We start from the raw sequence: 26,331 nt of genomic DNA, 5'->3' as shown, positions 1-26,331 counted from the left end.
CATCACGGGCGCACTCGGCTGACATTCCCGGACGGCTGGGCTAACACCCGCCCCTGCGAATGGAAGTGATCCGAGCAGGCAAGGGCCCGATGCGCATCGCGGTGACAGGCGCCAATGGCGACTACGGCAGGCTGCTCCTGCCCAGGCTGGAAGCGGACCCCGGCGTGGAGAGCATCCTCGTGCTGGACACGAAGGAGCCCCAGGGGATGAGCAAGGTGGAGTTCCACCGCGTGGACCTCACCCGCTACGACGCGGAGGGAGAATTGACGGACGCGCTCACCGAGCGCCCCGTGGACGCCCTCTTCCACCTGGCGTTCCTCTTCGGGCCCATCCTCAACGGCCCGCTGGCGCACGAGCTGGAAGTCATTGGCACCATGAACGTGCTGACGGCGGTGGGCCGCGCCCGGCTGCCCCGGCTGGTGGTGCCGTCGCTGACGGTGACGTACGGGGCACGGGGCAACAACCCGGCGCTCCTGCGCGAAGGCTCGCCGCTGTTCGGCTGTCCGCACAGCCGGTTCGTGAACGACAAGGTGGAGGTGGAGGGACAGGTGCGGGCCTTCCGCGAGCGCAACCCGGACACCCGCACGCTGGTGTTGCGCTTCGCTCCCCTGCTCGGCCCGAGCCTGGACAATCCGGCGACGCGGTTGCTGTCGCACGCGGTGGTGCCCACGCTTCTGGGATTCGACCCGCTCTGGCAGGCGATCCACGAGGAGGACGCGGGCCGGGCGCTGCACCTGGCCCTGCGGGCGGAAGCCGCGGGAGAGTTCAACGTCGTGGGGCGCGGGGTGTTGCCCCTGTCGGGGCTCATCCGCCAGGCGGGCGCGCAACCGCTCCCCTTGCCGGGGCCGTTGTTTCGTGGAGCACTTCGCGCGCTCGGGGTGGTGGGAGCGGGCACGTTGCCGGTGGCCCTGCTCGACTACATGCATTACTCCTGGGTCGCGGACGGGGAGCGCGCCGAGTCCGCGCTGGGGTTCGTGCCCCTCCACCATGTCAGGGACGCCGCCTCGGCGCTCAGAAGGAGCCAGTCATGACCAAGGGTGTCCTCGGGAATGATCCCTTCCAGCGGGGCGCCGCGCCTCGCACGGGCGAGGTGAAGGACAACGCGGCCGACCCGAAGGCCGCGAAGAAGTCCGCGGCGCCGAAGTCCGCGAAGGGCGCGAAGTCAGCGGGCAAGGCGAAGAGCGCCAAGGGTGGCGCGTCGAAGGCCGGCGCCCAGGCGAAGGCACCGAAGGGCGGCAAGGCCGCGGAGGCGAAGCAGGCCGCCGCGACGCCGAAGACACCCGCGGCCAAGGTCCACATGTTCGAGGCCCGCCCGGACGGACGCGGGAGCGCGCGGCACGAGCAGGACGCGCGCGACGGGGAGCACGCCTCGGAAGCGGAGCACGGGCGTCCGGCCGCGAAGACTGGCGCCCAGGATGCCGCGCACGCATCGGGCCAGCATCCCGCCGGCGAGGACGTCTCGCCCCTGCGCGAGCCCTCCGTGCCGGGCCCCGCCGCCGAGCCCCCGCCGTCGCGGCCCCAGGTGCTCGCGGACGAGGCGCGAGGCTCGCGCCCGAGGGAGCGCACGGTGGACCGCGCCCTGACGGAAGCCCTCGCCTCGGACGCGGCGGAGGCCGCCGCGAAGACGGCCGTGGATGAGCTGTTCGAGGGGCAAGAGGGCCCCGACCGCGACATCGAGCGCGTCCTCGCGACGGAGCTCGTGGCAGAGGTGGCCGAGTCCGCCGTGCGGCAGGTGCTGGAAGATGGCAATGGCGACGGCGCCGAGCGCGAGGTCGCCACCGCCGTCGCGACCCAGGTGGCCGAGGCCACCGCGGGCGTCGCCGTGGACGAGGTGCTGGACCGCCGCGCCAACGGCCCCGAGGAGCGCGCCCTCCCCTCCGCCGAGGATCGCGATGCGCGGGACCTGGACGAGGACGGCGCGGAGGCCTGGCCCGGCGACGCCTGGCTCCGCGACCCGAAGGACGTGCCTCCTCCCGAGGACACCGGGGACACCTGGACCGCTGACGCCTGGCGCCGCGACCCGGAGGGCATGGCCGCGCCGGAGGACCCCGACGAGGACGACGACCTGCTCACCGGCGTCGAGCGCGTCGAGGAGAACGGCGTGCACATCTCCGTCTCCATCATCGAGGGCGCCGCCCCCACGGACGTGGAGCCGGAGGTGGAGCTGCCCGACGAGACGCACGACGAGCTGCCCCCCAGCCGCCGGCCCCTGTCGCTCGTGGGCGACCCCGGCGAGGCGCCCCTCCAGGAGGAAGCGGAGCGGGATGCGCAGGGCTTCGACAGTCCGGAGGAGCCGGCCCCGCAGTCCGGCTTCGCGGGCCGCGCCGCGGGCATGTTCTCCCTGGCGAAGGAGATCGCCGGCCAGGCGCTCGCGAGCGAAGGCCTGGGCCGCGCCGTGGGCGCCATGCACGGCCTGATGGAGGCCGTGCGCACCAGCCTGGGCACCGGCGGCGGCAGCCGGCTGGATGACTACGGCAAGGACGCGGGCCTGGTGGAGAGCCTCCAGCCCGTCCTCGACTTCCTCTACGAGCAGTACTGGCGCGTCTCCGTGGAGGGCGTGGATCAGGTGCCGCTCGGCGCCTCCATCCTCGTCGCGAACCACTCCGGCGCCCTGCCCTACGACGGCCTCGTGATGGCGCAGGCGCTCCTGCGGGAGCGCCCGGATCTGCCCGAGGCCCGCTGGCTGGTGGAGGATCAGGTCTTCCACGCGCCCATGCTCGGCACCCTCTTCAACCGCCTGGGCGCCGTGCGCGCCTCGCCGGAGAACGCGCTGCGGCTGCTCGACGAGCACCGGCCGCTCGTCGTCTTCCCGGAGGGCTACCAGGGCGCGAGCAAGCCGTTCGCGGAGCGCTACCGCCTCAAGCGCTTCGGCCGCGGCGGCTTCGTGAAGCTGGCCCTGCGCACCGGCGCGCCCATCGTCCCGGTGGCCATCGTCGGCGCGGAGGAGACGTCCCCGCTGCTGGGCCGCCTCCCCGGTGGCTTCCTCGGGTTCCCGTCGCTGCCGCTCACCGCGCCCGGCCCGCTGCCCGCCAAGTGGACCATCCGCTTCGGCGAGCCCATCACCATGGAGGGCCTGCCTCCGGAGGCCGCGGACGACCTGGGCGAGGTGCAGCGGCTCACCGAGCGCACCCGCGAGTCCATCCAGGGCATGCTCCAGGCCCTGCTGCGCGAGCGCCGCTCCGTGTTCACGGGGTGAAGGCCGAAGGCAAGACACCCGGGGGCGTCAGCCGCAGATGCGGTTGCGCCCCTGGCTCTTCGCCGTGAAGAGGTGCTCGTCCGCCGCGCGCACCACCTCCGCGGGCTCGCGGTGGTGCGGCTCCAGCGTGGCCACGCCCATCGACAGCGTGACGGGGATGACCTGCTTGTCGAACTCGAAGCGCTGCCGCTCCACCAGCTTGCGCACCTTCTCCGCGAGCTGACGGGCGCCGGCCAGGTTGATCTCCGGCAGGAGCAGCGCGAACTCCTCACCGCCGTAGCGGGCGAAGACGTCCTCGCGCCGGATGCGCGTGCGCACCGTGGACGCCAGCTGCTTGAGCACCGAGTCCCCGGCCAGGTGCCCGTACGTGTCGTTCACGTCCTTGAAGTGATCCAGGTCGAACATCACCAGCGACAGCACGCGCTCGTAGCGGCGGCTGCGGGAGACCTCGCGGTCCAGCTGCTCGTCGAAGTAGCGGCGGTTGTAGATCTGCGTGAGGCCGTCCATGGTGGTCAGCCGGTAGATCTCGTCGTGGTACGCCGCCTCGATGTTGCCGCCCGCGATGAACTTGAAGATGGTGCGGCCAATCTTCACCAGGTCGCCGTTCTGCAGCGACCGCGCCGACGACGCGACGTCGTCGTTGACGAACGTGCCGTTGGTGGACCCCAGGTCCTCGATGCGCACGCCCTTGGTGGTGTTGGTGATGCGCGCGTGGTTGCGGCTCACCGCTTCCTGATCAATCTGGATGTCCGCCTTGGACGACCGGCCGATCAGCGTCTCCTCACGCGCCAGGTCGTACTTGCGCCCCAGGTCCAGGCCGTAGATGACCACCAGCGCCGCGTCCAGGTTGACGGGGCGCTCGGAGATCTTCGAGATGACGGTGACGACCGTCTCCTTCTGGCCCATGGAGCGAAACGTATCACCGCGCAATTCGCGAAAGCGAATTCACGGCCGGAACGGGTGCCCCGCCAGGTCGTAGACGCACTGACACCCCAGCACGTCAGGGCACCCGCACCGTGCGGGCGGCGCTGACCGCGGGCCGCAGCGGCAGCCCGAGCCCGTCCACCAGCGACGCCACCAGTGTGAGCTCCGCCCCGGAGCAGGCGGTGGGCAGGGAGAGCTCCACCTCGCCCGAGCCCGTGGCCACGTCGCCGCGCACCACCGAGAGGTCGCAGCCCGGGCCGCCATCACGAACGGTGAGCAGCACCCCACCCTCGTCGCCGTTGGCGGCGTCCGTCCCCACCTGGAAGCCGTCCACCCGCACGCGCACGGTGGCGGCGCGAGCCAGCGACGCACCCTCGGCGGGCGACAGCCATGTCACCTGGGGCCGGCCGTAGTTCAGCGTGGACGCGGCGCGCACCGACTCGGCGAGCCGCTCGGGCGCCATGCCCCCGGACTCCGCGAGCGCGGAGAGGTTCATCGAACGGCCGTCGGACATGGCCCCGGTCAACGCCTCCACCGACAGCGACGCGCGCGAGCCCTCCGTGTCGCCCTGGAAGGTGCGGTCCTCCAGGCCCGAGGGAGGCACGGGCAGGCGCACGCCGGTGACGGAGCGGCGGCCGTCCACCCAGACCGTCCAGCGCCGGCCGGCCGCGTTGGTGAAGGTCGCGCGCACGAGCGTCGCGCCCGGGAGGGAGGCGTCCATGCGCCACTCGCGCGGCAGCAGGCCGTGCCACGGCGACGCGTCCGGGTTGTAGCGGGCGCCCACCGGGATGCCGAGGAACATGTCCCCGAGCATCACCGGCTGAATGCCCTCTGGATCGAAGCGGGGCGCGTCCAGCGCCGTCATCACCGCGCTGGTGGCCAGGCCCACGGGCTCCTCGCCGCCCAGCGCTCCGGACGACGCGACCGCGACCAGCCGGTACGGCTGTCCCTCCAGGCCGTGATGGGCCGGCGCCATGCGCACGCGCACGAGGCCCGGCGAGGACAACAGGGGCTGCGTGTCCGTGTTCGGATCCACCGGGTTGGCGTTGACGGCGGCGCCCAGGCCCAGCGGCACCGTGCCCTGGCCAGGCGCGGTCACCGAGCCCACCACCAGCGCGCGACACAGGTAGCTGTCGCGGAAGCGCGGGAGCGGCGGGACGCGCACCACGAACGGGAAGGCCAGCGGCACCTGCTGGAAGTCCAGCGACGTGAGCGGCCCGGCAGGGGGAGTCATCCCCTCGATCGGCGCATACAGGGGGAAGCGCACGTCGCGCTGGACGGCGGAGGAGAACCGCCCCGACTGCGGCAGCGCGCGCGCCAGGAGCAGCAGCGGATCCGCGCTGGGATCCATCATCCCCGCCGGAAGCTCGCCGGACGGCACCTGCGCGGTGAGGGCCCAGGCGGTGCGCGTGCCACAGGTCCCCGCGCGCGTGGCCGTCTCCGGATCCGTTCCGTCCGCGAGCGCCGTGTCGCACACCCCGGAGATGCCCGGCACCTCCACGGACTCCAGCGGAAGGACGCCCAGCCCGTTCACCCAGACGTTGGCGGGCATCTGGAACGGGCGCATCACCCCTCTGAGCGAAAGCTCCACGTTCCGGTCGGGCCCCTGCACCTGGGCGGGGGCCGCTTCGGACAGGAGGCCCGGCACGGACAGCCCCGCCATCCCCAGGGCCAACGCGCCGCCCGTCCCCACGGGCGCGAGGTGGGTGAACCGGGCGCTCACTCCGCCCACGCGGTCCGCCGGGTTGCGGCGCAGCGGCAATCGCAGGTCCCGCGAGCCGCTCATGTCGTAGTTCGCCACGGTGAGGTAGCCGAAGTCCGGATGGAAGACGGACACCGTCGAATCGCTCCGGGCCGCCAGCACGGCCACGCCCAGCGCGTCCGTGGGCTCGCGCGCCGTCACGCCACCCAGCGCGTCCGCCACCACCACCGAGGCCCCCTCGACGGGGTATCCCGAGAGCGCGTCCGTCACCACCACCCGCACCTGCTCCGAGGCCGTGTGCGGGGGCAGCACGGTGACACGCGCACGGCACGCGACACTGCCCACCCGGGCCTCCACCGCCTCCTCCTCCGCGCCCGCCGTCTCCAGCGTGAACGTGGCCCCGGAGCCGGTGCCTCCGCCCTTCACGCGCGCCGACACGGCGGACCAGGTGAGCCCGTTCCGCGGGACGAAGGGCTGGCCCGCGGCATCGGACACCCAGGCCTCGAAGCGCAGGGGGGTGCCCACGGGCGCGATGATGCGCTCGGGCACCACGCGGCAGGCCGCGGCGCTGGACGACGGCGGGGGCGGCCCACAGGCGCCGTCGCGGCACAGCTCCCCGTCCTCGCAGTCACCGTCTCCGGTGCAGAGGGCGGGGACGCAGCGGCTGGCGTCACAGCGGCAGCCCAGCGCCTGCGACTCACAGGCGGCGATGGTGTTGAGCTCCCCGCGGCGCTTCACCGAACAGTCGAGGTCCGTCCGGCACGCGGGCTCACAGCGCGACAGGGCGGTGTTGCAGAAGAACAGCGCTGGATCCGCGCAGTCCTGATCCACCGTGCAGAAAGCGTCCGCCCTGCCCCCATGGATGAACGGCGCATCCATGTCGGACATCGCGCAGCCCATGGCGCACGCCAGCAGGCATGCGAGCACGAGGCCGGGGGACCGGACCGGATGGGGGATGGAACGCATGGGAACTCCGAGGGGGACCGGCCTTGCCCCGACCTTACAGGGGGAAGGACCGCGACGCGACCGGCGATGGCACCGGAACCGCCTTCGCTGGACACCCCGCACCGGGGCGGAACCGGGGCCCCGGGAAAATCGGACGGGCGGGCAGGCAAGTGTCGGTTGGCTTCCGTCGCCAGGAGTTCCAGAATCGCCCGACGATGGCGCGTGGTGAACCGAAGACCTTGGAGAGCCTGCTGCCCCGGGTGCTGGCGCGACTGGCGGGAGAGTCAGGCCGCGCGTCGTCGCTGATGCCGCTCTGGACCGCCGCGGTGGGAGAGAACATCGCGCGCCACAGCCGGCCGCACCAGTTGGAGGGAAGCACGCTGATCATCACCGTGGAGAGCGCCGAGTGGGCCCAGGTCCTCTCCCGCCAGGCCGACTCCCTGCTCGAGCGGATCAACGAGAAGCTGGGCGCTGGCACCGTGAAGGCGCTCGTCTTCCAACTGGAGTCGCGATGAAGCGCGCGCTCCTGGGCTTGCTGCTCGCGGGTGCCTCCGTCCTTCCCGCGTCCGCCGCGCCGCCGTCCCCGGCGGTGGCCTCCGTGTCCGTCCCCGCCCCGGAGGGCCATGCGCCCCCGCCCCCCGTCCCTCAGGAGACGCCCCAGGCCCAGGAGGCCCGGGCCCGGCTGCACGTGCTGCGCGAGTTCGAACGCGTGGGCCGCCGCGCCCCCACGAGCGACAAGGCGCTGGAGGCCGCGGCCCGGAGGCTCGCGCGCGAGGCGCTGAGCGAGTTCACCACCGGCGCCCCGGATCTGCTCACGTTGACGGAGGCGGTCAGCGACTCGGGCGCCGCGGATCCTTCCCCGAAGGTGCTGGTCATCCGCGCCTGGGTGCACGCGCACGCCATCGAGACGTTCCTCGCCCGCACGGACTTCAACGACGAGCGTGTGAGCCACTTCGGCGTGGGCGTGGCCTTCCTGGGCGAGCGCGCCGCGCTGGTGCTGCTCGTCGCGGACCGAAAAGCGGAGGTGCTCCCCTTCCCCCGGGTCATCGCCAAGGCCGGGACGGAGAAGCGCGTGTGCGGACGGCTCGTGCCGCCGCTGCTCAGCCCGCAGGTCTTCGTCACCCGGCCGGATGGGGAGGTGGAGGCCGTGGCCCTGAGCCGCGCACCCTCCGGCACCAATGGCTTCTGCGCCCTGGTGGGCTTCAACACTCCCGGCAGCTACACCGTGGAGGTGGTGGGCCAGGCGAACGTGGGGCCGGAGGTGGCGTCGCTGTTCCTGGTGCAGGTGGGAGCCCGTGCCGCGCGCGGCGGACAGGAGTCCCAGCGCGAACCCACCACGCTGGCCGAGGCCCGCACCGCCATCTACGAGCGCATCAACACCCTGCGCCGCGCGCACCAGCTGCCGGAGCTCACGCCAAATCCCACGCTGGAGGACGTGTCGCTGCGCTACAGCACGCGCATGGCGACGGAGGGCTTCTTCGCGCACATCGCGCCGGACGGCTCCACGCTCACCCGCCGCCTCCCGGAGGGCACGCGCTACGTGCGCGCCGGAGAGAACCTGGGGCTGGCGGCGGGCCCGCTCGCGGCGCACTTCGGCATCGAGCACAGCCCCGGCCACCGCAAGAACCTGATGGACCCCGCGTTCCGCTTCATGGGCGTGGGCGTCGTCTTCCATAAAGTGGACGGCCGCGACCAGGCGGTCGTCACGGAGGTGTTCACCGCGGCCCCCCCCGGCGCGACGCTTCCGTCGGACCCGGTGTCGGACGTCTACGACGCCCTGTCCCGGCACCGCGCCACGCTCAAGCTGCCGCCCCTGGCGCGCAGCGAGGCGCTGGAGCGGCTGGCGCGCGACCACGCCCGCCGCGCGCTGGCGCAGGACGAGCCCACCGCCGGAGACGGAGACCCGTCCCCGCTGCACGAGCGCGTGTTCTCCGCGCTGCCGGACGCGGGCACCGCTTCGGTGGATTTCTTCGTCGTGGGAGACCCGAGCGCCGTACCGGAGTCACGCAGCCTGGCCACCGCCACCTACACCCGGGTAGGCGTGGGGCTGGTGCGGGGCAACTCCAAGCGCTTCGGCCAGGGCCAGTACTGGGTGGCCGTCATCTACGCCGCGGTCCCCTGAAGCGGAGGCTTCCGGGAGGAACGCCGACGCGGACGCCGGTCACGACCGGGCTTCGGGCGTGACCGGGTGCAAGCTCGCGCGGGCCCGGTGGAACGGGCCCCATGTCAGACGTCCCGGTTAGACAGGACGGCGCTGCGTGGCGTACGCCTCCAGCCCCATCTGCGGAGGAGCGAGGTTGGCGTACATCGGGCACTTCATGCACGTGAACGACTGCCAGCCGCGACGGACGGCCTCATCGAGGCAGTTGTCGTAGTGGTTGCAGTTCAGGTTCCGATGCGTCTCGACGCCTGCCCGCTTCGGGCCGGCTTCGGGATTGATGGTCTGCGGCAGATCGGATGGACACGGCTTCATGGAGCCTCCCCTATGAGCTGTTTCCCCCCCCGAGGTCTGTGAACGAGCAGGTGCTACCGACGACAGGTCTTCCTGCGACGACAGGTCTTCCTGACACGACGGCGGTCCGGAGTAGCGCTCAACAGCGGCGCAACGTAAGGATTCCCTCCGGATAGCGCAACGGGCCGACAACCCCGCGGGACCAGCCCGTGGGCGCGGGATCTAGGACTTGTCGGGCCGACTGTCAAACCGACCCCCGCCCACCTGGTGGGGAATGTCGACTGCAAACCTCTCGTTCCGAAGCCGCAAGGCCGCGAAGTGAAAGGAAGAATCCCATGAGTTGGACCGGCTGGGTGGCGGGTTGGGTGACGGGGGTGGCGCTGGGGCAGTCCCCGGCGACGCTGGAGGCCGTCCGCCTGCACCGGTCCGACGCGGCGGCGCTCGCCCGGGCGGAGCTCGCCGCGTGCGAGCAGGCGAAGTGCCCGGACGCGGGCCGCCTGGGCCTGCTCGCCGGGACCCTGGTACTTTCGGACGGGGACGCCGTTCAGGCGCGGGACCTGCTCACCCGCCACGCGCCCCCCGCGCCCCTTGAGGCCTTCCACGCCTTCTACCTGGGCCAGGCGCGCTTCTACGCGGGCGACCCCAACGGCGCGGCGAAGGACTTCGAGCGGGCCCTGGAGAAGGCCTCCCCCGCCCTGGCCGTGCGCGCCCGCGCCCGCCTGGGTGAGTCCCTCCTGGACGCACACCGGCCCAAGGACGCGGCCCCGGTGCTGGAGTCCGCGGCGGCGGCGCAGCCCACCCCGGAGCTGCTCTTCCAGCGCGCCCAGACGCGCGCGGCCACCGGCAACGCGGCGGGCCTGCGGGCGGACCTGAAGACGGTGGCGCTGCGCTTCCCCACCCACCCCTACGCGAACGAGGCGCTGGAGCAGCTGGCCGCGCTGAAGCCCGCGGTGAAGCTCACCCTGCCCGAACACCTCCAGCGCGCCCGGGGCCTCCTCTCCGACGGCGCGGCGGCGCGGGCCGAGGACGAACTCCTGACGGCGGAGAAGCAGGGGCTGGTGAAGGGCGCGCCCGCCCAGGCGCAGGTGGCGCTCCTGCGCGCGCAGGTGCTCTTCGCGCGGGGCAAGCGCGAGGAGGCGGAGAAGGCGCTCGCGGTGGCGCGCAAGGGGCCGCCGGCCATCGCCGCGGAGGCCGCGCTGGTGGTGGCGCGCCGGGCGCTGCGCTCGGACGACAACGAGAAGGCGCGCAAGCTGATGGCGGCGCTGGACAAGGCCTATCCCTCCCAAGCGGCTGGTGAGGAAGGCGCGTTCTTCGCCGCGTGGTTGGACTTGCAGGGCGGCCGCTTCGAGGACGCGGCGAAGTCCTTCGCGGACTACGAGAAGCGCTACAAGGGCTCGCGCCGCCGCGACGAGGCGATGTGGTTCCGCGCCCTCTCGCACATCCGGCTGGAGCAGTACGCGAAGGCGCGCCAGGCGCTGGACGACCTGGTGACGGCCTATCCGAAGACGAGCATGGCGCCGCAGGCGCGCTACTGGCAGGCGCGCACGGAGGAGCTGGGCGGCGGCAAGCCGGCGACTTTGGGGCCCGCCTATGAGGCCGTCATCAGCGCGGCGCCCGCGTCGTTCTACGCGCTGCTCGCCACGGAGCGGCTGCGCGAGCTGGGACGCACGCCGCCCGCGGCCTTCCCGCAGCCTCCGAAGCAGCTCACCCTCCCCCGCCCGCCGGAGCTGGAGCTGGCGGTGGCACTGACGCGAGCGGGCCTCTTCCGCGACGCGGCGGACGAGGTGCAGTCGCGCGTGTCAGGCCTGCGCGGCGCGGACCAGGCGCTGCCGTTCGCGCACGCGCTCTTGCAGCTGGGCGAGTTCGGCCACGCGCACGTCGTGGCGGCGCGCCACCTGTGGGGCCGGGCCTTCGGGGCGAAGGCACCGGACGCGCTGGCCGCGTTCTACCCGCGCGCGTTCGCCCAGGCGGTGGAGACGGAGGCCACGCGGCAGGCGCTGGATCCGTTCCTCGTGTGGGCCATCATGCGGCGGGAGAGCGCCTTCCGCCCGGAGGTCATGAGCGCTGCGGACGCGCGCGGCCTCATGCAGATCATCCCGCCCACGGCGACGGAGATCGCCCAGAAGATGGCGGAGCCCGCGCCCGCGCCCGCGGACCTGTTCGCCCCGGAGCGCAACATCCGCTACGGCGCGTGGTACCTGGCGCAGCTGATGAAGCGCTTCGCGCACCCGGCGCTCGCGGCGGCGGCCTACAACGCGGGCCCCAAGGCGGCGGTGCGCTGGACGCAGGAGCGCGGCAGCCTGCCCCTGGACCTGTTCGTGGAGTCCATCCCGTACCGGGAGACGCGCGGCTACGTGAAGCAGGTGATGGCGGACCTGTACCTCTACCACCGCTTCTACGAGAAGGACGGCACGCAGGCCCGCCTGACCATGACGGTGCCCGCCCCCAACACGGACGGCGTCAGCTTCTGACGGAAGGCCCGAAGCTCGGGCGACGACTTCAGGCGCCGCGCGAGGCCCGGCGGCGCTCGACTTCGTGCTCCAGCGACTGGACCACCTCCGACAGCGGCATGCTGCTGGAGTCCACGTGCACCGCGTCCTCCGCGGGCCGCAGGGGAGCGACTTCACGGCCGGAGTCCGCGGCGTCGCGGCGCGTCTGGTCCTGGAGGACGCCCTCCAGGCTGCTGTCCACGCCCTTCTGGAACAGCTCCTCGAAGCGGCGGCGCGCGCGCACCTCCGGGTTCGCCTGGAGGAAGAACTTCACGTCCGCGTCCGGGAACACCACCGTGCCGATGTCCCGGCCCTCCAGGATGGCGCCCGACGCCGCCTCCAGCGCCAGCCGCCGCTGGAGCGCGAGCAGCCCCGCGCGCACCACCGGCCGCCCGGACACCTGCGACGCCCCCATGGAGATGGGCGGCGTGCGGATCTCCGACGACACGTCCTCGCCACCCAGGAAGACGTGGTTCTCCTCGCCCACCACCTGGAAGTGGATGCGCACGCGCCCGAGCAATTCACCCAGCTTCGCGTCGTCGTCGAAGGCGATGCCCTCGCGCGAGGCCATCAGCGCCACGCAGCGGTAGATGGCGCCGGTGTCCACCAGCGCGAAGCCCAGCCGCCGCGCGAGCAGCTTGGACACGGAGGACTTGCCCGCTCCGGCCGGTCCGTCGATGGCGACGATGAACGGACGCGTGCTCATGACAGGACCTCCTTCAGCGCGGCCACGCAGCGCGCGTTCTCCTGGGGCGTGCCCACGGAGATGCGCAGGCAGTTCGGGTGGCCGTTGCCCGCCATGGGCCGCACGATGACGCCCCGGCGCAAGAGCTGCTCGTACACCTCGGCCCCCGGACGGTGGCAGTCCACGAAGACGAAGTTCGCGTGGCTGTCCGTCAGCGTGAGCCCCAGCTTCAGCAGCTCTTCTCCGTAGAAGCGCAGGCCCGCGCGGTTGTTCTCACGCGTGCGCTGCACGTGCTCCGGGTCCTCCAGCGCGGCCATGCCCGCTGCCTGCGCCACCGTCGTCAGGTTGAACGGCATGCGCGTGCGGTGCACGTAGCCCGCGAGCTTCGCGTCCATCACCGCGCTGCCCAGGCGGATGCCGGCCAGTCCGTGGATCTTGCTGAAGGTGCGCAGCCCCACCAGGTTCGGGTGCGCGTGGAACAGCTCCACTGCGCTCGCGTAGTCGGGCCAGTGCACGAACTCCGCATAGGCCTCGTCGTGGACGACGAGCACGTCCTTCGGCACCGCCGCGAGGAACGTCTCCAGGTCCTTGCGCCCGAAGGTGGTGCCCGTGGGGTTGTCCGGGTTGGCCAGGAACACCATGCGCGTGCGCGGCGTGACGGCGCGGGCCATGGCCTCCAGGTCGTAGCGGAAGCCCTCGCGCATGGGCACCTCCACGAACGCACGGCCGTGCGCCTGCGCGGAGATGCGGTACGCGGGGAACGAGCCCTTGCACAGGAGGATCTCCTCCTCGGGCGTCGTGAACGTGCGCATCAACAGCTCGATGAGCTCGTTGGAGCCGCTGCCCAGCACCACTTCCTCCGGCTTCACGCCCAGGTGCGCGGCGAGCTTGCGCACCAGGTGGAAGCTGGTGGCGTCCGGATACAGGTGCACCTGCGCGGCGGCGTTGCGCATGGCCTCCACCGCGCGGGGCGACGGGCCCAGCGGGTTCTCGTTGGAGGCCAGCTTGATGACGCCTTTGAGGCCGTACTCCCGCTCGGTCTCCTCGATGGGCTTGCCCGGAACGTAGGCCTTGAGCGTCTCGACGTAGGGAGGAACGAGCGGTCGCATGGGAGAGGAGCCTCTATTTGCCGGTGAACACGCCGAAGGCGCGGAACTTGTTGTAGCGGTCGCGCACCAGCGCGTCCGGATCCAGCTCCGCCATCTGGCCCAGGTGCTTGCGCAGCGTCTTGCCCAGCGACTCCGCCGCCTTGGCCGGATCGCGGTGCGCGCCGCCCGGAGGCTCCGGGACGACCTCGTCGATGATCTTCATCTCCAGCAGATCCGGCGCGGTGGGGCGCATCGCGTCCGCGGCCTTGTCCGCCTTGCTGGCGTCACGGAAGAGGATGGACGCGCAGCCCTCCGGGGTGATGACGGAGTAGACGCTGTTCTGGAGCATCAGCACGCGGTTGCCCACGCCGATGGCCAGCGCGCCGCCGGAGCCGCCCTCGCCAATCACCGTGGAGATGATGGGCACGCGCAGCCGGCTCATCACCTCCAGGTTCACGGCGATGGCCTCCGCTTGGCCGCGCTCCTCCGCGCCGATGCCCGGGTACGCGCCCGGCGTGTCCACGAAGGTGAGGATGGGCTTCTCCATCCGCTCGGCCAGCTCCATCAGCCGGCGCGCCTTGCGGTAGCCCTCCGGGCGCGGCATGCCGAAGTTGCGGGCCATGTTCTCGCGCGTGTTGCGGCCCTTCTGGTGGCCGATGAGCATCACCGTCTTGCCGTCGAAGCGCGCGAAGCCGCCGACGATGGACGGATCCTCGCCGAAGTGCCGGTCGCCGCACATCTCGAAGAAGTCCGTGAACAGGTGCTGGACGTAGTCCAGGAAGTACGGACGCGAGCTGTGGCGCGACAGCTGCACCATCTGCCAGCGGGACAGGTCGCTGAAGATCTCCGTCTGGAGCTTCTTCGCCTTCTTCTCCAGCTTGGAGATTTCGGAGGAGAAGTCCACGGTGCCGCTGGTGGAGAGGGCCTTCAGCTCCTCGATCTTCTTCTCCAGCTCGATGAGCGGGCGCTCGAAGTCGAGCGCGTAGCCAATGCCGGTTGCCATGGCGCCGAACTAGCACCAGGGTTCAGGCCAATCAACGCGCAAGCGATTACGCACCCCCTGGAATGTCCGGGGAGTCCGCCCGTCTGGAGCCACATGGTCCTCGCCCTCTCCCTGCTGGCCCTGACGCTGTCCGCCGCTCCGGCGGCGCCCTCTTCCGGCCGGGCCCTCAACACGCAGGGGTTCCGGCTGTACCAGTCCGGCCACTATCCAGCGGCCCTGGAGAAGTTCCAGGCGGCCGCCCGGGCCACCCCGGACTACGCGCTGGCCCACTACAACGCCGCCGCCACCCTGGGTGTCCTGCGCAAGCAGGGCAAGGTGTGCGAGTACAGCGCCCACCGCGACGTCATCGTGGAGAAGCTGGCCACCGCCGTGCGCCTGGACGCGCGCCGCCTCCAGCGGGCGAAGGAGGACCGGGATCTGGACGTCATCCGGGACACACTCGGCTGGCAGAAGCTGCTGGGCCGCACGCCCGAAAAGGAGGCCGACGTGCCGGCCCTCCTGCGGGCGGTGTCCTGGTACGGCCCCGGCGTGGGCGTCTACGGCACCACCCGTGCCCTGAAGTTCCAGGACGGGGGCCGCGTGGAGCTCTGGAAGAAGGACGTGGACGACTCCGGCACGCCCCGCGAGTCCCGGACCCCGGGCACGTACACCGTCCGGGGCCGCACGGTGGAGGTGAAGCTCCCCAACGCCGCGCCCGTCACCGGCACCCTCAGCGAGGCGGGCGCCCTCACCTTCCCGGAGCCCCTGGGCGGCTTCACCGACAGCCCGTCGGAGTGCGACGCCTGAGGTGAGGCGCCGTGAAGTGACGCCCCGTGCACGCCTACCCGCGTCCACGGGACACCGCCCTGGCGCGCCTGCCTGCCGGTGCCCACCTTCTCCCGGTAGCCGAGGGGGGAAGCCGTGCACCGACTCAACGCCAGACACTGGGGGCTGGTCGCCATCGTCGCGGTCGCGCCCGTCGTCCTTGCCTTCGTGCTGGGAGCCTCGGCGCCCCAGCTGCTGGAGCCGGTGCTCGGCACGCCGGTGGGAGGGCTGAGCTGGGGACTGGCCACGGTGCTGGGGCTCGTGGGCGGCGCCCTCTTCGCGCGCATCCTCGCGGCCCTGCAGCGCCCGCGCATCCAGGCGTCGCCCGTGCTGCGCATGTTGGGCACGGTGGGCGGCGCCAGCGTGGTGGTGACCCTGTGCATCGTGCCGGCGGTGGCGCTGATGCTCCTGGGTCCGGGCTGGGTGCTCCAGCAGCACCTGAAGGTGCCGGCGGCCCCGACGGCGCGCTCACTCGAGGCGACCGCCGTGGACCTGCTGGGCCAGGTGCGCCGGGCGGATCCCCACCGGCTGCCCCTGTCCCTACTGCTGCCGGGCCCCCACTAAGGAGCCCGGCGCGGCGGAAGACTCAGGCCGCCTTGATCTTCGCCGGCGGCGCGGACAGCGCGTACCAGGCGGTGCGGAACGCCTTCAGCTCGCGCAGCCCCGCGGGGTGACGGCCCAGCGCGGGCGCCATCGTCACGGGCAGGCCAATCTTCTTCTCCATGGCCTTGGCCGCGTTCAGCTCCAGCTTGCGGCGGTTCTCGCACTTCTCGCAGGTGGACTTGGGGCCCACGCGGTTGACGAGCACCCGCTCCACCTGGAGCTTCTTCTCCTTGAGGTACTCCACCAGCCGCTCCGTGCGGGACGACGCCAGGTCCTCGCCGCGCGTGACGACCACGAAGCGCGACTCGCTGGGGGACGCCAGCGCGTCCTCGAAGCGCTTCACGTGCTTGAGCATCGCCGCCAGGTCATCCGCCAGCTCGCCCAGGCCCTTGGCCCGGTGCTTGTTGAGGATGCCGTGCAGCGCGCCCAGCCACGTCTTCGCCGTGTCCGCCAGCTCCACCACGCGCACGTTCATCACCTGAGGTGACGAGTCCACCACGATGCGCTTGAAGCGCTCCTGCACCAGCGCATCCGTCAGCACGGACATGGCCGCCAGCTCGTCGATGCCCGGGGGCGCGCACTCCAGCAGGTTGCGCAGGTAGAGCAGGTCCGCCGGCACGTCGTTGCCCGCCTTGGGCGCGCCCTCGAAGGCCTTCTCCGCCTTCTCCTTCAGGCGCTTGCGCAGGGCGTTGAACCAACCCGCCATGTCCAGCTCGCGCGCGTACAGGCCCTTGGTGCCCTTCACCTGGGTTTCGGTGTCGGTGAGCCGGCTCTGCAGCACGTCCGACAGCGAGTGCGCGGGATCCGTGGAGATGAGGAGCACCGGCCCCTCCTTCTCCGTCAGCGTCACGGCCGCGGCGGCCGCGCAGGAGGACTTGCCCACCCCGCCCTGCCCCACGAAGAAGATGAGCCGCGTGGGCGGCAGCGGAGGCGCCGCGATGGGGGGCATGGACGGGGCGCGCACCAGCGCCGGAGGCCCTTCGGCCGCGCTGAACTCCAGCGCCTTGGTCTCCTTGCCCGCCGCCCACTCCTTGGCGAACTCCTTCAGCCCGTCCAGCCCCCGGGGCGCCACCTCGCGGCGGCCCAGCAGGTTCACGGGCACGGTCTTGTCCAGCGCCTGGTACTTGCGCACGTGCGGCGCCTGCAGGCCGCGGCGGCCCTGGCACGCCTGACAGCCCTCGTGGTCCTCCACCTGGTTGACCACCACCTCCGTCACCGGCAGCCCGCGCTCGCGCAGCTGGGTGAAGTACATGCGCGTCTGCGCTTCGGGCACCGGCTCCGCCAGCGCCACCAGGTGGAACGCCGTGCGCGCCGGATCCTTCAGCAGCGCGAGCAGCTTCTCCGCCTTCTGGCCCACCTGCTCCAGGAAGCCGCCCGAGCCCTCCGCCGCCGCGGCGGCAGCGGCCGCCTTCTTGCCCTTGCCACTGGGGGCCGGGGCGGCGCGGTCCTGGCCCGCCTTCACGAAGCCCAGGAACTTGCGCAGCTGCGCAGGCATGTCGAACAGGCGCAGCGTGTGGCTGGTGGGCGCCGTGTCCACCACGATGCGATCGTAGTCACCGGACTCCAGCAACTCCACCACGTGGAAGAGGGCCACCAGCTCCTCCAGCCCAGGCACCGCCTGCTGGTAGAGCTTGCCCATCTCCTCGTCCGACAGGTGCGTGCCCTTCACCGCCGCCTTCGCCAGCGCCGGCAGGTACTCCGCCAGGAACGGCTTGAGCAGCGCGGGCGGGTTCAGCTCCGCGCCGAAGAGGCCGCCCTCGCCCTTGCCCGCCTGGAGCTTGGTGGGCTTCGCCGGCAGCTTCTTCTTCACGAGGTCCGACAGGGACTGGACCGGATCCAACGAGACGACCAGCACCCGGTGCTTGGGCACTTCTTCGGAGAGCCTCACCGCGTACGCTGCCGCGAGCGTGGTCTTGCCAACCCCGCCCTTGCCACCGAAGAAGTGAAGTACTCTCGCGTCGCTCATTGCGTTGTGGCCTTCCTTGTGCCCCCCCGGCGGCACCCCAGATGACTCACGTCGGACGACCGCACCATGGGGGGCGGACGTGGCCCGAAATGAAACGTCCCGGCCGGGCCCTCACCAACGGGTGGGAGAGGTCCGGAGGATCCCCCGTCCAGGGGGGAAAAGTCAAGAATTGACAGGGGTTTTCGAGACCTCCCCCGCCCTTTTAAACCGGCTTGGGGAGGCCCCGTGCGCGCTCTCCAGGAGCCCTGCCAAGGGCCCGGAATCCGGGCCTTCTTGCCTACCCGTCAGGTCAGCGGCGAGCGGCCTCGGGCCCCAGAGGGGGCGCGGATCAGCGGGTCAGGAAGCTGCTGGCGCTCATGGGGCCGTCGTTGCCCTGTCCCCCCAGGGGGCTGCCACCACCCGGGGTGCCCTGGGCCCGGTTCTCCGCCGCGTAGCGGTTGAGCTTGTTGTAGAGCGTCTTCTCGCTCACCCCCAGCACCTCCGCCGTGCGGGCCTTATTGTTCCCGTTCCGCTGGAGGCTGCCCAGGATGTACTCGCGCTCCACGGCGTCCAGGCTCAGGCCGAACGGCAGCTTGAACGTGTGGCGCTCCGGGCTCTTGCCGGCCATGTCGGGCGGCAGGTGCTCGCGGGTGATCAGCTCCCCGTCGCAGAGGATGACGGCGCGCTCCACGGCGTTGCGCAGCTCGCGGATGTTGCCCGGCCAGTCGTAGTTCTTGAGCACCTCCATCGCTTCCGGGTGCACGCCGGACACGCGCTTGGCCGAGTCCCCGCGGAACTTGTCCACGAAGTGCTGGACCAGGATGGGCACGTCGTCCCGGCGCTCGCGCAGGGGCGGCAGGTGCAGCTGGAACACGTTGAGGCGGAAGTAGAGGTCCTCGCGGAAGCGCTGGTTCTTGATCTCCTGCTTCAGGTCGCGGTTCGTGGCGGACAGCACGCGCACGTCCACTTCGATCTCCACCTTGCCACCCAGGCGGCGCAGGCGGCCCTCCTCCAGCACGCGCAGCAGCTTGGCCTGCAGGTCGATGGGGATCTCACCCAGTTCGTCCAGGAAGAGCGTGCCGCCGTGGGCCATCTCGAACACGCCCGGGCGGCGCTGATCCGCGCCGGTGAAGGCGCCGCGCTCGTGGCCGAAGAGCTCGGACTCAATCAGCGTCGCGGGGATGGACGCGCAGTTGATGGCGATGAAGGGCTTGTCGCGGCGCAGGGACAGGTTGTGCACCGTGCGGGCGACCACTTCCTTGCCCGTGCCGGACTCGCCGCTGATGGAGACGCTGGCCTTGGAGGGGGCCACCTTCTCCATCATCTCGATGACCTTTCGCATCCCGGTGGAGCCGGCGATGAGGTCCGTGGAGCCCAGCTGCTTGAGGCGGCGCCGGAGCGTCTGCACCTCGCGCATGGTCTCCTTCTTCTCCAGCGCGCGGTCGATGCAGACCTTGAGCCGCGCGGTGTCCAGCGGCTTCACGATGAAGTCGTAGGCCCCCTCGCGGATGGACTCCACGGCGGTGTCGATGGTGCCGCGGCCGGTGAGGAACACCACCGGGCAGTCCGGCAGCTCCTCGCGCAGGTTGCGCAGCAGCCACAGACCGTCCGTCTCCGGCATGGCGAGGTCCGAAAGGACGACGTCGGGCCGGAACTCACCGGCCTTGCGGAGGGCGTCATGCCCGTCGAACGCGGTCTCGACCTTGTGACCCCAGGCGGACAGCATCTCCGCCAGGGCCTCGCAGGTCTCACGTTCGTCATCCACGGCCAGGATTCGTGCGCTGCCCAAGGTGAAAACCTCCACTGCGATGAAGCGTGATGAAACCGGATGGAAGACCGACCGCGCCGTCAGCGGGAGAACCTCAGGCGCGCGGGAACACGAGGCGGCACGTCCCCGCCTCCACGAAGAACTCGATGCCCAACTGGGCCGCGCGGAGCGTCAGCGCGGCCACGGTGTCCGTCGCCCGCTCGGGCGCCGAGGAGCCGTCCAGCACCTCCAGCACCGCGCTCGCGCCCTCCGCGCGGACCGAGACGACCACGGTGGAGCCAGAGTCCGCGCGCTGGAAGGCGCGCATCAGCACCTGCACCAGGAAGAACCCCAGTTCGGTGGTGTCCTCCATGCGGGCCTGCACGTCCGGCTCGATGTCGCGCTGGACCTGGAGGCGGCGCCGGCGGCTTTCATGGCCCAGCACGTCCAGGGCCTTGCCGGTGGCGTCCGACAGCGGCGCGTCCCCGGAGGGGCCCGCTCCGCGAAACACGATGAAGTCCGAGAAGAGCTTGAGCAGGCCGTCCACGCGGGCGATCTGCTCGCGCATCGCCTTGAGGTTCTTCTCCTGGGTGGCCGGCACCTGGCCGGACTCGCCCTTGAGCTTCTCGGAGAGCACCTCGAGATGGATGGCGAGCGCGTTGAGCGGGTTGCGCACGTCGTGCAGCAGGCTGTCCATCAAGGGCGGAACCGCGTCGTAGCGGGCCGCGCCCACCACCGGGTCCGACACATCCTGGACAGAAGGCACACTGCTAGCCATGAGAGATGAGTTAACCACCTGGAACTCCTAGGAATTTCCGTCGCCCCACCCCCGCCGCCGCCCTACCGAGGCCAGGATTTAGGGAGCACCCCTGGGATCGTCAACCCTGGGTCGGTAATTCTTGCCGGAGTTCTAAAATTCCCGTGTCGGAACAGCCACTTAGGAGCACTCACAAGTGTCATTCAACGAACGGGAACCCCATCCCGGGCGATCAGCGCGTCCAGGGGTTGTCCACCCCCGGACAGCGCGTCCGCCCTCAGGTCCCGGTGGCGGGCGAGGGAGGCTGCGCGGCGGCGCCCACGCCCACGAGCTGGAGGCCCAGCCGGGCCGCGTACTCGAAGATGCGAGGGTCCCGGTAGAACTCGCCAAAGACGATGCGGGTGCAGCCGCTGTTGGCGATCAGCTTGAAGCACGGCCAGCAGGGGCTGGCGGTCGTGTAGATGGTCGCCCCGTCGATTCCGACGCCGTTCTTGGCGGCCTGGATGATGGCGTTGGCCTCCGCGTGCACGGTGGCCACGCAGTGGCCGTTCTCCATCATGTGGCCCACTTCATCGCAGTGGGGCAGGCCGCGGATGGCGCCGTTGTAGCCGGTGGACAGGATGGTCTTGTCCCGCACCAGCACCGCGCCCACGTGCTTGCGGTCGCAGGTGGCGCGCGTGGCCACCTGCTGGGCGATGTCCATGAAGTACTGATCCCAATTGCCCCGAGCGGACATGCGCGTGACCCCTCCAGCGAATGAGCCCGCAGCTCTAACGCTGGATCAGGCCCGAACCAATTTCTCGGTCCGGGGCTGTTGGATCAGCGACTCGCCGTCTTCTGCGGCCCCGCACCCTCCGCGTCCGCGGAGCGCTCCAGCAGCCGGCCGAAGCCCTTCGCCTGGAGGAAGCCGCGCACCTTGGCGCTGGGCGCGGCGAACGTCTCGCCGGGCATGGGCACGTCGAAGCTGAAGTTCTGGGAGGCGACCTCGAAGTCCACCTTCGCGGTGCGGTAGCCCTCCACGATGGCCAACAGCCGCCCCGTCTCCAGGCTGAAGATTCCGCCGCCGGAGGCCCCGTAACCGATGGGCGCGTCCGTCTTCAGCATGCGCGGGTGCTTCGTCTCCTTGTCCCACTCCACCTGGGACACCATGCCGCCGGAGATGGACAGCGCGCGGCCGTACGGGGATGCCGCCACCACCACGTCCTCGCCCGGCTCCGGTTCGTCATCCGCGGCCAGCTCCGCCACGGGCCACGCCACGCCCGTCACGCGCAGCAGCGCCAGGTCCACGTCCGGCACCTGGCCCGTGGCCACCACCTCCGCCAGGTACTCGTGCGTCTCCGCGCGCCGGTCCAACACGACCTTGAGCACGGGGTCCTTCAGGTCCCCCTGCTCCACCGCGTGAGCGTTGGTGAGCACGTAGCTGACGGGCCCGGCCTCACCGGCCTCCGTGCCGATGACGACGCCCGACGCCGAGCGGCGCACCTGGCCGCCCTCCGTCGTCACCAGCCGCACGTTGAGCGGGAGGATGCGCCGCACCATCGCCTTGCGCGTGGGCTGCGGCGTGGGCTCGGGCCGGGACAGCGCCCGCTCCACCCGGAGCGGAGCCTGCGTGTGCGTCGCGACCGGAGTGTCCGCGGAGGACTGCGACGGGGCACTGGCGCACGACACGAGGGCCCACAGGAGGGGGGTGCCCAACAGCAACCGGTTCATCAACTCTCCAGGCGCAAGGATGAGGAGGGACGAAAGACGACGACACACGCGCAACTCGGTGCGAAGCCGCATCATCCCGAGCCCCGGCCCGGATTGAAAAGCAGGCGGGCAGGCATCGGCTTACCGGATGCCTGCCCGCCCCCACCCGTCAGGTGTAGCGCTGACGCATCAGGAACAGGATGGCGTCCTTCGCGCAGAACTCGCAGTAGCCGTAGCGCTCCGCCATCGTCTTCAGCGTGTCCTGCACCTGCGACTGCTCGCGCGCGGAGAGCTGGTTGCGGTCCTCGGAGAGGTACTTGAGGACGTTCTCCTTGTTCTTGCGCAGCACGCGCTTGCGCTCCTCGAAGTAGTGGTCGCGCAGGCGCTTGAACATGTCCGGGAAGATGCGCGGGTAGTCCATGGCGCCGTCCGGGTTGTCCAGCCGGTGCGCGCCAATGCTTGCAATCAACCCGCGGCGGAAGTCCGGAGGGGCCTCGCCCTGGGGCATCACGATGGCCTCCACCTCCGCCATGCGCGCCTCGTCCGGCTTCTCCGATTCGCCCGTCACGCGGTTGCGCATCTTCTCCCCGCGCACCCAGTGGCTGACGCTCTGGATGTAGCGCTCCACCAGCTCGCGGTACTGGCCTTCCGACACCAGGCCCATGGAGTCGCGCACCTCCGAGTCCACGCGGTCCAGGTACTCGCCCTCCACCACGCGCACGAAGGTTTCGTGGTCGTGGTAGCCGTCCATCACCTCCTGGAGGAGGAACTCGTAGACGCTCTTGTCCTTGCAGAGCGCGTGCAGTTCTTCCAGCACCGCCAGCGCGTGGAGGCACTTGTAGTCGGGGTTCTGCGCGGCGTTGAAGAGGGCCGTCTTGATTTCACGCGCGCTCGCGCCGGAGCGCCCCTCGTAGTTGGGGTACGCCTCGGACTCCTCGTACATCTCCTCGCGCAGCTTGAGCAGCTCCTTGGTGTTCGCGGAGGACAGCCGCGCGGGCACTCCCGCCTCCTGGTACAGGTGCAGCTTCTCCACCGGGGCCACCTGATCCACCAGCGGCTTCACGTTGGCCGGGTAGCGGTCCGGGATGGGCTTCTTCAGGCGCGTGAGCACCGCCCACATCGCGGCCACCTCCGTGGCGTGCGGCGCCACGTGCTTGCCCACGGACGTCGCGGTGATCTGCGCGTCATAGATTTCCTGCTCGACCTTGTAGCGGCGCAGGTACGGCACGCGCACCAGCTCGATGCGGCCCTTGAACGACGCGAAGTCCGGCAGCTCCTTGAAGGCCCCCAGGTGCTTCTCGTTGGAGGACGCGATGAGCACCTCGTCCAACTGGAGCACGAAGGGCTCCAGGGGCACCTCGCCCGTCTCACTGAAGCCCAGCAGGTACTTGAAGGCCTCCAGCGGGCGCTTGAGCAGGTCCGCGTACTCGATGAGGCCCCGGTTGGCGTGCACCAGCGGGCCGTGCGGTTCGAAGAGCACCGTGCTGTGCAGCGCGGCCGGCATGTTGAGCTGGGTGCGGTCCGCGGAGATCTGCTGCGCGGCGGCGTCCACGCTCATCTGCGGCTCCACCGTCACCGTGCCCACCTGGTAGCGGCGCGACACGTAGAAGCGCTCCACCTGCACGTGGCGCAGGACCTTGAGGTAGTCCCCGCCGTAGGCGTTGAGCAATGCCGTATAGATGCGGCGGCACTTGGCGCACAGCTCGCCTTCGCGCACGTAGTCGGACAACAGGAAGTCCCCCGTCGCCCCGTCGCCGTTGCCCAGGCCCTTCTTCTTGAGCGCCCCTTCCAGCAGGCCCTTGCGCTCCGTCGGGGGCACCGCGAACAACGGATGGTCGCGCAGCTCACAGGGCATGCGCAGGTCCAGGGACTCCGCGTCCAGGTGGGCGTACGTGGTGAGCTCGCCCTCCGCGGACTTCGCGCCCGCGCGCTCGCCGAAGCCGATGGAGCCCTTGATCAGCTTCTCCGACGGGAACACCCACGCGATGCGGTAGAGGGCCCCCTGCGGCTGGCGGGAGTAGTCCTCCATGCCCTGCTTCAGCGCGTTGACCAGGCTGGACTTCGCGCTGCCGTTGGGGCCGTGCAGCATGATGAGTTTGTTGATGCGGCCGGCGCGCACGAAGTTGCCCAGGATGCGGTAGAGGGCGTTCTGCACCTCCTCCTGCCCGGCGACGCGGCCGTCGTGTTCGGCGGACGGGACGTCGAAGACCTTGAAGCGCCGGATGGTGCCGGTGGGGTGCGGCACGGCTTCCGTGCCGTAGTGGTCCATCACGTCGCGCAGGTACTGCGCCGCGTTGCGCGACTGCCCCTTCGGGTCCGTGAAGAAGAGCGACAGGTACTCCTCGAAGGACAGGATGGACCGGTTCTTGACGAAGTCGGCGCTGACCTGTGCGCCCACCTCCTGCAGATAGCCCTTCGCTTCCACGGCGGCTCCCCTCTGTGGATGGGTGGTCTCTCGGATGTAGCCACGGCGCTTCGCCGTCGCATGTGAACCCCCGGGGCTGACCTTCGTTCCCGGCCCTTGGGATGTAAAGCGACCCGCCCTGCCCTCGCGGGCGGTGTGTTCGGGGTCGCGCGCTTGGACGCCGGCCGTGTCCCACCCGGCCAGGCGGGCGGCCCGGGGGTGGCAGGTTCAGGCGCGCTGGAAGTTTGAGGGCGTCCGTCGGATGACGGATGGTTCGCGATTCGCGCACCCGGGACGGGTGAGATACGGTCCCGGGAAGCCACACCCCATCCAGCCGCAACGCCTCACCCGGAGCCCACACGCGATGCACAAGGAGCCCATCATCGGCATCGACCTCGGCACGACGAACTCGTGCGCGGCGATCGTCGAGGACAGCGGGAACGTCAAGCTCATCCCCTACAAGGGCGGCGAGTACACCATCCCCTCCATCTTCGCCATCGACGACAAGGGCAACGAGCTCATCGGCTTCGAGGCGAAGCGCCAGTGGCAGCTCAACCCGCGCAACACCGTCTACGGCTCCAAGCGCCTGGTCGGGGTCAACTTCAGCAGTGAAGTCGTCGGCACGATGAAGAAGGCCGTGGCGTACAACATGCGCGCCGGCACCAAGAACGACGTCACCCTGGACGTCGGCAAGAAGGAATTCACGCTCCAGGAGGTCAGCGCCAAGATCCTGGGGAAGATCCGCGACGTCGCCTCCAACTACCTGAAGACGCCCATCAAGCGCGCGGTGGTGACGGTGCCCGCGTACTTCAACGACCGGCAGCGCCAGTCGGTGAAGGACGCCGGCAAGCTCATCGACCTGGAGGTGGTGCGCATCATCAACGAGCCCACCGCGGCGGCGCTCGCCTACGGCGTGGGCAAGACGCTGAAGCAGAAGGTCGTCATCTACGACCTGGGCGGCGGCACCTTCGACGTCTCCATCATCGAAATCCGCGACCGCGTCTTCGAGGTGAAGGCCACCGGCGGCGACGTGTTCCTGGGCGGCATCGACTTCGACAACGCCATCATCCACCACGTCCTCAAGGACTTCGCGGCCAAGACGGGCATCGACCTGGCCACGGACCCGGTGGCCATGCAGCGCATCAAGGACCTGGCCGAGCGCACGAAGATCGACCTGTCCGCGCGCGAGGAAGTGCCCTTCAACATCCCCTTCATCACGATGACGGCGCAGGGCCAGCCGCTGAACATCGAGATGAAGTTCACGCGCAAGATGCTGGAGCAGCTGACGAACCAGCTGGTGGACCGCACCCTGCAGATGGTGGCGCGCGTGTTGGTGGACTCGGGCCTGTCCACCAAGGACATCGACGAAGTGATGCTGGTGGGCGGCCAGACGCGCATGCCCGTCGTGCAGGACCGGCTCACCAAGTTCTTCGGCAAGCCGCCCAGCAAGGGCGTGCACCCGGACGAGGCGGTGGCCATTGGCGCGGCGCTCTACGCGCACTCGCTGGAGGACAACACCAACCTGCGCATCCAGCTGTTGGACGTGATTCCCATGGCCATTGGCCTGGAGCGCGGCGACGGCGGCTTCCACGTCGTCTTCCCGCGCAACGCGTCCATCCCCAACGCCAAGCAGCTGCTGGCCACGACGAGCATCGACAACCAGACCGAGCTCGCCATGCGCATCTACCAGGGCGACCACGACACGGTGGCGCGCAACGACTTGCTGGGCGAGTTCACCTTCTCCGGGATCATGCCCGCCAAGGCCGGCACGGTGAACGTGGAGATCATCTTCGACGTGAGCGTGGAGGGCATCCTCACCATGCGCGCGAAGGACCCCGCCACCGGCCGCGAGATGAAGACCACGGTGCGCGTCACGCAGAACTGAAGCACCTGGCGCC

20 protein-coding genes are annotated in these 26,331 nt (G+C 70.8%); 8 read left to right on the top strand and 12 right to left on the bottom strand.

Translation table 11 applies throughout. From position 1 onward, the window contains the following. The first annotated feature begins 59 nt into the window (after positions 1-59). Both D7X30_RS12060 and D7X30_RS12055 read left to right on the top strand, forming a co-directional pair. Entirely contained in the window at positions 60-1,031 is a 972-nt protein-coding gene (locus tag D7X30_RS12060) for an SDR family oxidoreductase (protein ID WP_120563031.1), read from the top strand. After that, on the top strand, positions 1,028-3,196 hold the full coding sequence (locus tag D7X30_RS12055; protein ID WP_120563030.1) for a lysophospholipid acyltransferase family protein: 2,169 nt from the start codon (positions 1,028-1,030) through the stop codon (positions 3,194-3,196). Before D7X30_RS12060 ends, D7X30_RS12055 begins: the two co-directional genes overlap by 4 nt. A 27-nt stretch (positions 3,197-3,223) precedes the next feature. Here the strand turns inward: D7X30_RS12055 and D7X30_RS12050 are convergent, their stop codons facing one another. Together D7X30_RS12050 and D7X30_RS12045 are read right to left on the bottom strand one after the other, a co-directional pair. Beyond that, positions 3,224-4,102 carry a GGDEF domain-containing protein gene (locus D7X30_RS12050; RefSeq protein WP_120563029.1) on the bottom strand — a complete coding sequence of 293 codons (879 nt, stop codon included), beginning with the start codon at positions 4,100-4,102 and terminating at the stop codon, positions 3,224-3,226. Between the two features lie 94 nt (positions 4,103-4,196). Then, complete coding sequence (locus D7X30_RS12045) at positions 4,197-6,788, bottom strand: carboxypeptidase regulatory-like domain-containing protein (protein WP_120563028.1); 2,592 nt, start codon at positions 6,786-6,788, stop codon at positions 4,197-4,199. Positions 6,789-6,982: 194 nt separating this feature from the next. Between D7X30_RS12045 and D7X30_RS12040 the strand changes: the two genes are divergently transcribed. Both D7X30_RS12040 and D7X30_RS12035 read left to right on the top strand, forming a co-directional pair. Then, positions 6,983-7,282 carry a DciA family protein gene (locus D7X30_RS12040; protein ID WP_120563027.1) on the top strand — a complete coding sequence of 100 codons (300 nt, stop codon included), beginning with the start codon at positions 6,983-6,985 and terminating at the stop codon, positions 7,280-7,282. Further along, positions 7,279-8,889: a CAP domain-containing protein gene (locus tag D7X30_RS12035; RefSeq protein WP_199724249.1), complete on the top strand. Its 1,611-nt coding sequence runs from the start codon at positions 7,279-7,281 to the stop codon at positions 8,887-8,889. The genes D7X30_RS12040 and D7X30_RS12035 overlap by 4 nt, the downstream gene beginning before the upstream one ends. Before the next feature lie 117 nt (positions 8,890-9,006). Here D7X30_RS12035 and D7X30_RS12030 read toward each other — a convergent pair whose 3' ends face one another. Then, a complete protein-coding gene (locus D7X30_RS12030) occupies positions 9,007-9,240 on the bottom strand; it encodes a hypothetical protein (protein ID WP_014396719.1) in 234 nt (77 codons plus the stop codon). 314 nt (positions 9,241-9,554) lie between these two features. Between D7X30_RS12030 and D7X30_RS12025 the strand changes: the two genes are divergently transcribed. Next, positions 9,555-11,690, top strand: a complete 2,136-nt coding sequence (locus tag D7X30_RS12025) for a transglycosylase SLT domain-containing protein (protein ID WP_120563026.1) — start codon at positions 9,555-9,557, stop codon at positions 11,688-11,690. A 28-nt stretch (positions 11,691-11,718) separates the two neighbouring features. Here D7X30_RS12025 and cmk read toward each other — a convergent pair whose 3' ends face one another. Genes cmk through D7X30_RS12010 form a run of 3 tightly spaced genes read right to left on the bottom strand, consistent with a single transcriptional unit; the run spans position 11,719 to position 14,484 of the window. Then, positions 11,719-12,414 (bottom strand): (d)CMP kinase, encoded by a 696-nt coding sequence (gene cmk / locus D7X30_RS12020; protein WP_120563025.1) that lies wholly within the window; start codon positions 12,412-12,414, stop codon positions 11,719-11,721. Beyond that, positions 12,411-13,502, bottom strand: a complete 1,092-nt coding sequence (gene hisC / locus D7X30_RS12015) for a histidinol-phosphate transaminase (RefSeq protein WP_120563024.1) — start codon at positions 13,500-13,502, stop codon at positions 12,411-12,413. Before hisC ends, cmk begins: the two co-directional genes overlap by 4 nt. A gap of 13 nt (positions 13,503-13,515) precedes the next feature. Next, positions 13,516-14,484, bottom strand: a complete 969-nt coding sequence (locus D7X30_RS12010) for an acetyl-CoA carboxylase carboxyltransferase subunit alpha (protein ID WP_120563023.1) — start codon at positions 14,482-14,484, stop codon at positions 13,516-13,518. Between the two features lie 93 nt (positions 14,485-14,577). On the opposite strand from D7X30_RS12010, the gene D7X30_RS12005 reads away from it, so the two are divergent. Together D7X30_RS12005 and D7X30_RS12000 are read left to right on the top strand one after the other, a co-directional pair. Beyond that, a complete protein-coding gene (locus D7X30_RS12005; RefSeq protein ID WP_120563022.1) occupies positions 14,578-15,270 on the top strand; it encodes a hypothetical protein in 693 nt (230 codons plus the stop codon). 114 nt (positions 15,271-15,384) lie between these two features. Then, the gene (locus tag D7X30_RS12000; protein ID WP_120563021.1) at positions 15,385-15,852 is read left to right on the top strand and encodes a hypothetical protein; all 468 of its coding nucleotides are present in this window, start codon (positions 15,385-15,387) and stop codon (positions 15,850-15,852) included. A gap of 22 nt (positions 15,853-15,874) precedes the next feature. Here D7X30_RS12000 and D7X30_RS11995 read toward each other — a convergent pair whose 3' ends face one another. From D7X30_RS11995 to D7X30_RS11970, 6 genes are all read right to left on the bottom strand, one after another. Continuing rightward, entirely contained in the window at positions 15,875-17,857 is a 1,983-nt protein-coding gene (locus D7X30_RS11995) for an ArsA family ATPase (protein WP_120563020.1), read from the bottom strand. 328 nt (positions 17,858-18,185) lie between these two features. Further along, positions 18,186-19,625: an enhancer binding protein Nla6 gene (gene nla6, locus D7X30_RS11990; RefSeq protein ID WP_120563019.1), complete on the bottom strand. Its 1,440-nt coding sequence runs from the start codon at positions 19,623-19,625 to the stop codon at positions 18,186-18,188. Between the two features lie 73 nt (positions 19,626-19,698). Then, positions 19,699-20,361, bottom strand: coding sequence for a HAMP domain-containing histidine kinase (locus D7X30_RS11985; RefSeq protein WP_199724248.1), 663 nt, complete (start codon positions 20,359-20,361; stop codon positions 19,699-19,701). Between the two features lie 256 nt (positions 20,362-20,617). Then, positions 20,618-21,076, bottom strand: coding sequence for a cytidine/deoxycytidylate deaminase family protein (locus D7X30_RS11980; RefSeq protein WP_120563017.1), 459 nt, complete (start codon positions 21,074-21,076; stop codon positions 20,618-20,620). 83 nt (positions 21,077-21,159) lie between these two features. After that, the gene (locus tag D7X30_RS11975) at positions 21,160-22,050 is read right to left on the bottom strand and encodes a serine protease (RefSeq protein WP_120563016.1); all 891 of its coding nucleotides are present in this window, start codon (positions 22,048-22,050) and stop codon (positions 21,160-21,162) included. Between the two features lie 148 nt (positions 22,051-22,198). Beyond that, entirely contained in the window at positions 22,199-24,454 is a 2,256-nt protein-coding gene (locus tag D7X30_RS11970) for a PrkA family serine protein kinase (protein WP_120563015.1), read from the bottom strand. Between the two features lie 343 nt (positions 24,455-24,797). Between D7X30_RS11970 and D7X30_RS11965 the strand changes: the two genes are divergently transcribed. Next, complete coding sequence (locus tag D7X30_RS11965) at positions 24,798-26,318, top strand: Hsp70 family protein (RefSeq protein ID WP_120563014.1); 1,521 nt, start codon at positions 24,798-24,800, stop codon at positions 26,316-26,318. The last annotated feature ends 13 nt before the right edge of the window (positions 26,319-26,331 follow it).

It is taken from the genome of Corallococcus sp. AB011P (assembly GCF_003611605.1).
Taxonomy (GTDB): Bacteria; Myxococcota; Myxococcia; order Myxococcales; family Myxococcaceae; genus Corallococcus; species Corallococcus coralloides.
The sequence above is the reverse complement of the archived record's forward strand: the minus strand, read 5'-3'. Positions and strand labels throughout refer to the sequence as shown.

Bases quoted from the DNA above. Each gene is read 5' to 3' on its own strand.
- D7X30_RS11965 (WP_120563014.1), top strand. From the start codon at position 24,798: ATGCACAAGGAGCCCATCATCGGCATCGACCTCGGCACGACGAACTCG.
- cmk (WP_120563025.1), bottom strand. From the start codon at position 12,414: ATGAGCACGCGTCCGTTCATCGTCGCCATCGACGGACCGGCCGGAGCG.
- D7X30_RS12030 (WP_014396719.1), bottom strand. From the start codon at position 9,240: ATGAAGCCGTGTCCATCCGATCTGCCGCAGACCATCAATCCCGAAGCC.
- hisC (WP_120563024.1), bottom strand. From the start codon at position 13,502: ATGCGACCGCTCGTTCCTCCCTACGTCGAGACGCTCAAGGCCTACGTT.
- D7X30_RS11975 (WP_120563016.1), bottom strand. From the start codon at position 22,050: ATGAACCGGTTGCTGTTGGGCACCCCCCTCCTGTGGGCCCTCGTGTCG.
- D7X30_RS12025 (WP_120563026.1), top strand. From the start codon at position 9,555: ATGAGTTGGACCGGCTGGGTGGCGGGTTGGGTGACGGGGGTGGCGCTG.
- D7X30_RS12045 (WP_120563028.1), bottom strand. From the start codon at position 6,788: ATGCGTTCCATCCCCCATCCGGTCCGGTCCCCCGGCCTCGTGCTCGCA.
- D7X30_RS12060 (WP_120563031.1), top strand. From the start codon at position 60: ATGGAAGTGATCCGAGCAGGCAAGGGCCCGATGCGCATCGCGGTGACA.
- D7X30_RS12040 (WP_120563027.1), top strand. From the start codon at position 6,983: ATGGCGCGTGGTGAACCGAAGACCTTGGAGAGCCTGCTGCCCCGGGTG.
- D7X30_RS11995 (WP_120563020.1), bottom strand. From the start codon at position 17,857: ATGAGCGACGCGAGAGTACTTCACTTCTTCGGTGGCAAGGGCGGGGTT.
- D7X30_RS12055 (WP_120563030.1), top strand. From the start codon at position 1,028: ATGACCAAGGGTGTCCTCGGGAATGATCCCTTCCAGCGGGGCGCCGCG.
- D7X30_RS11980 (WP_120563017.1), bottom strand. From the start codon at position 21,076: ATGTCCGCTCGGGGCAATTGGGATCAGTACTTCATGGACATCGCCCAG.
- D7X30_RS11985 (WP_199724248.1), bottom strand. From the start codon at position 20,361: ATGGCTAGCAGTGTGCCTTCTGTCCAGGATGTGTCGGACCCGGTGGTG.
- D7X30_RS12050 (WP_120563029.1), bottom strand. From the start codon at position 4,102: ATGGGCCAGAAGGAGACGGTCGTCACCGTCATCTCGAAGATCTCCGAG.
- D7X30_RS12005 (WP_120563022.1), top strand. From the start codon at position 14,578: ATGGTCCTCGCCCTCTCCCTGCTGGCCCTGACGCTGTCCGCCGCTCCG.
- D7X30_RS12035 (WP_199724249.1), top strand. From the start codon at position 7,279: ATGAAGCGCGCGCTCCTGGGCTTGCTGCTCGCGGGTGCCTCCGTCCTT.
- D7X30_RS12010 (WP_120563023.1), bottom strand. From the start codon at position 14,484: ATGGCAACCGGCATTGGCTACGCGCTCGACTTCGAGCGCCCGCTCATC.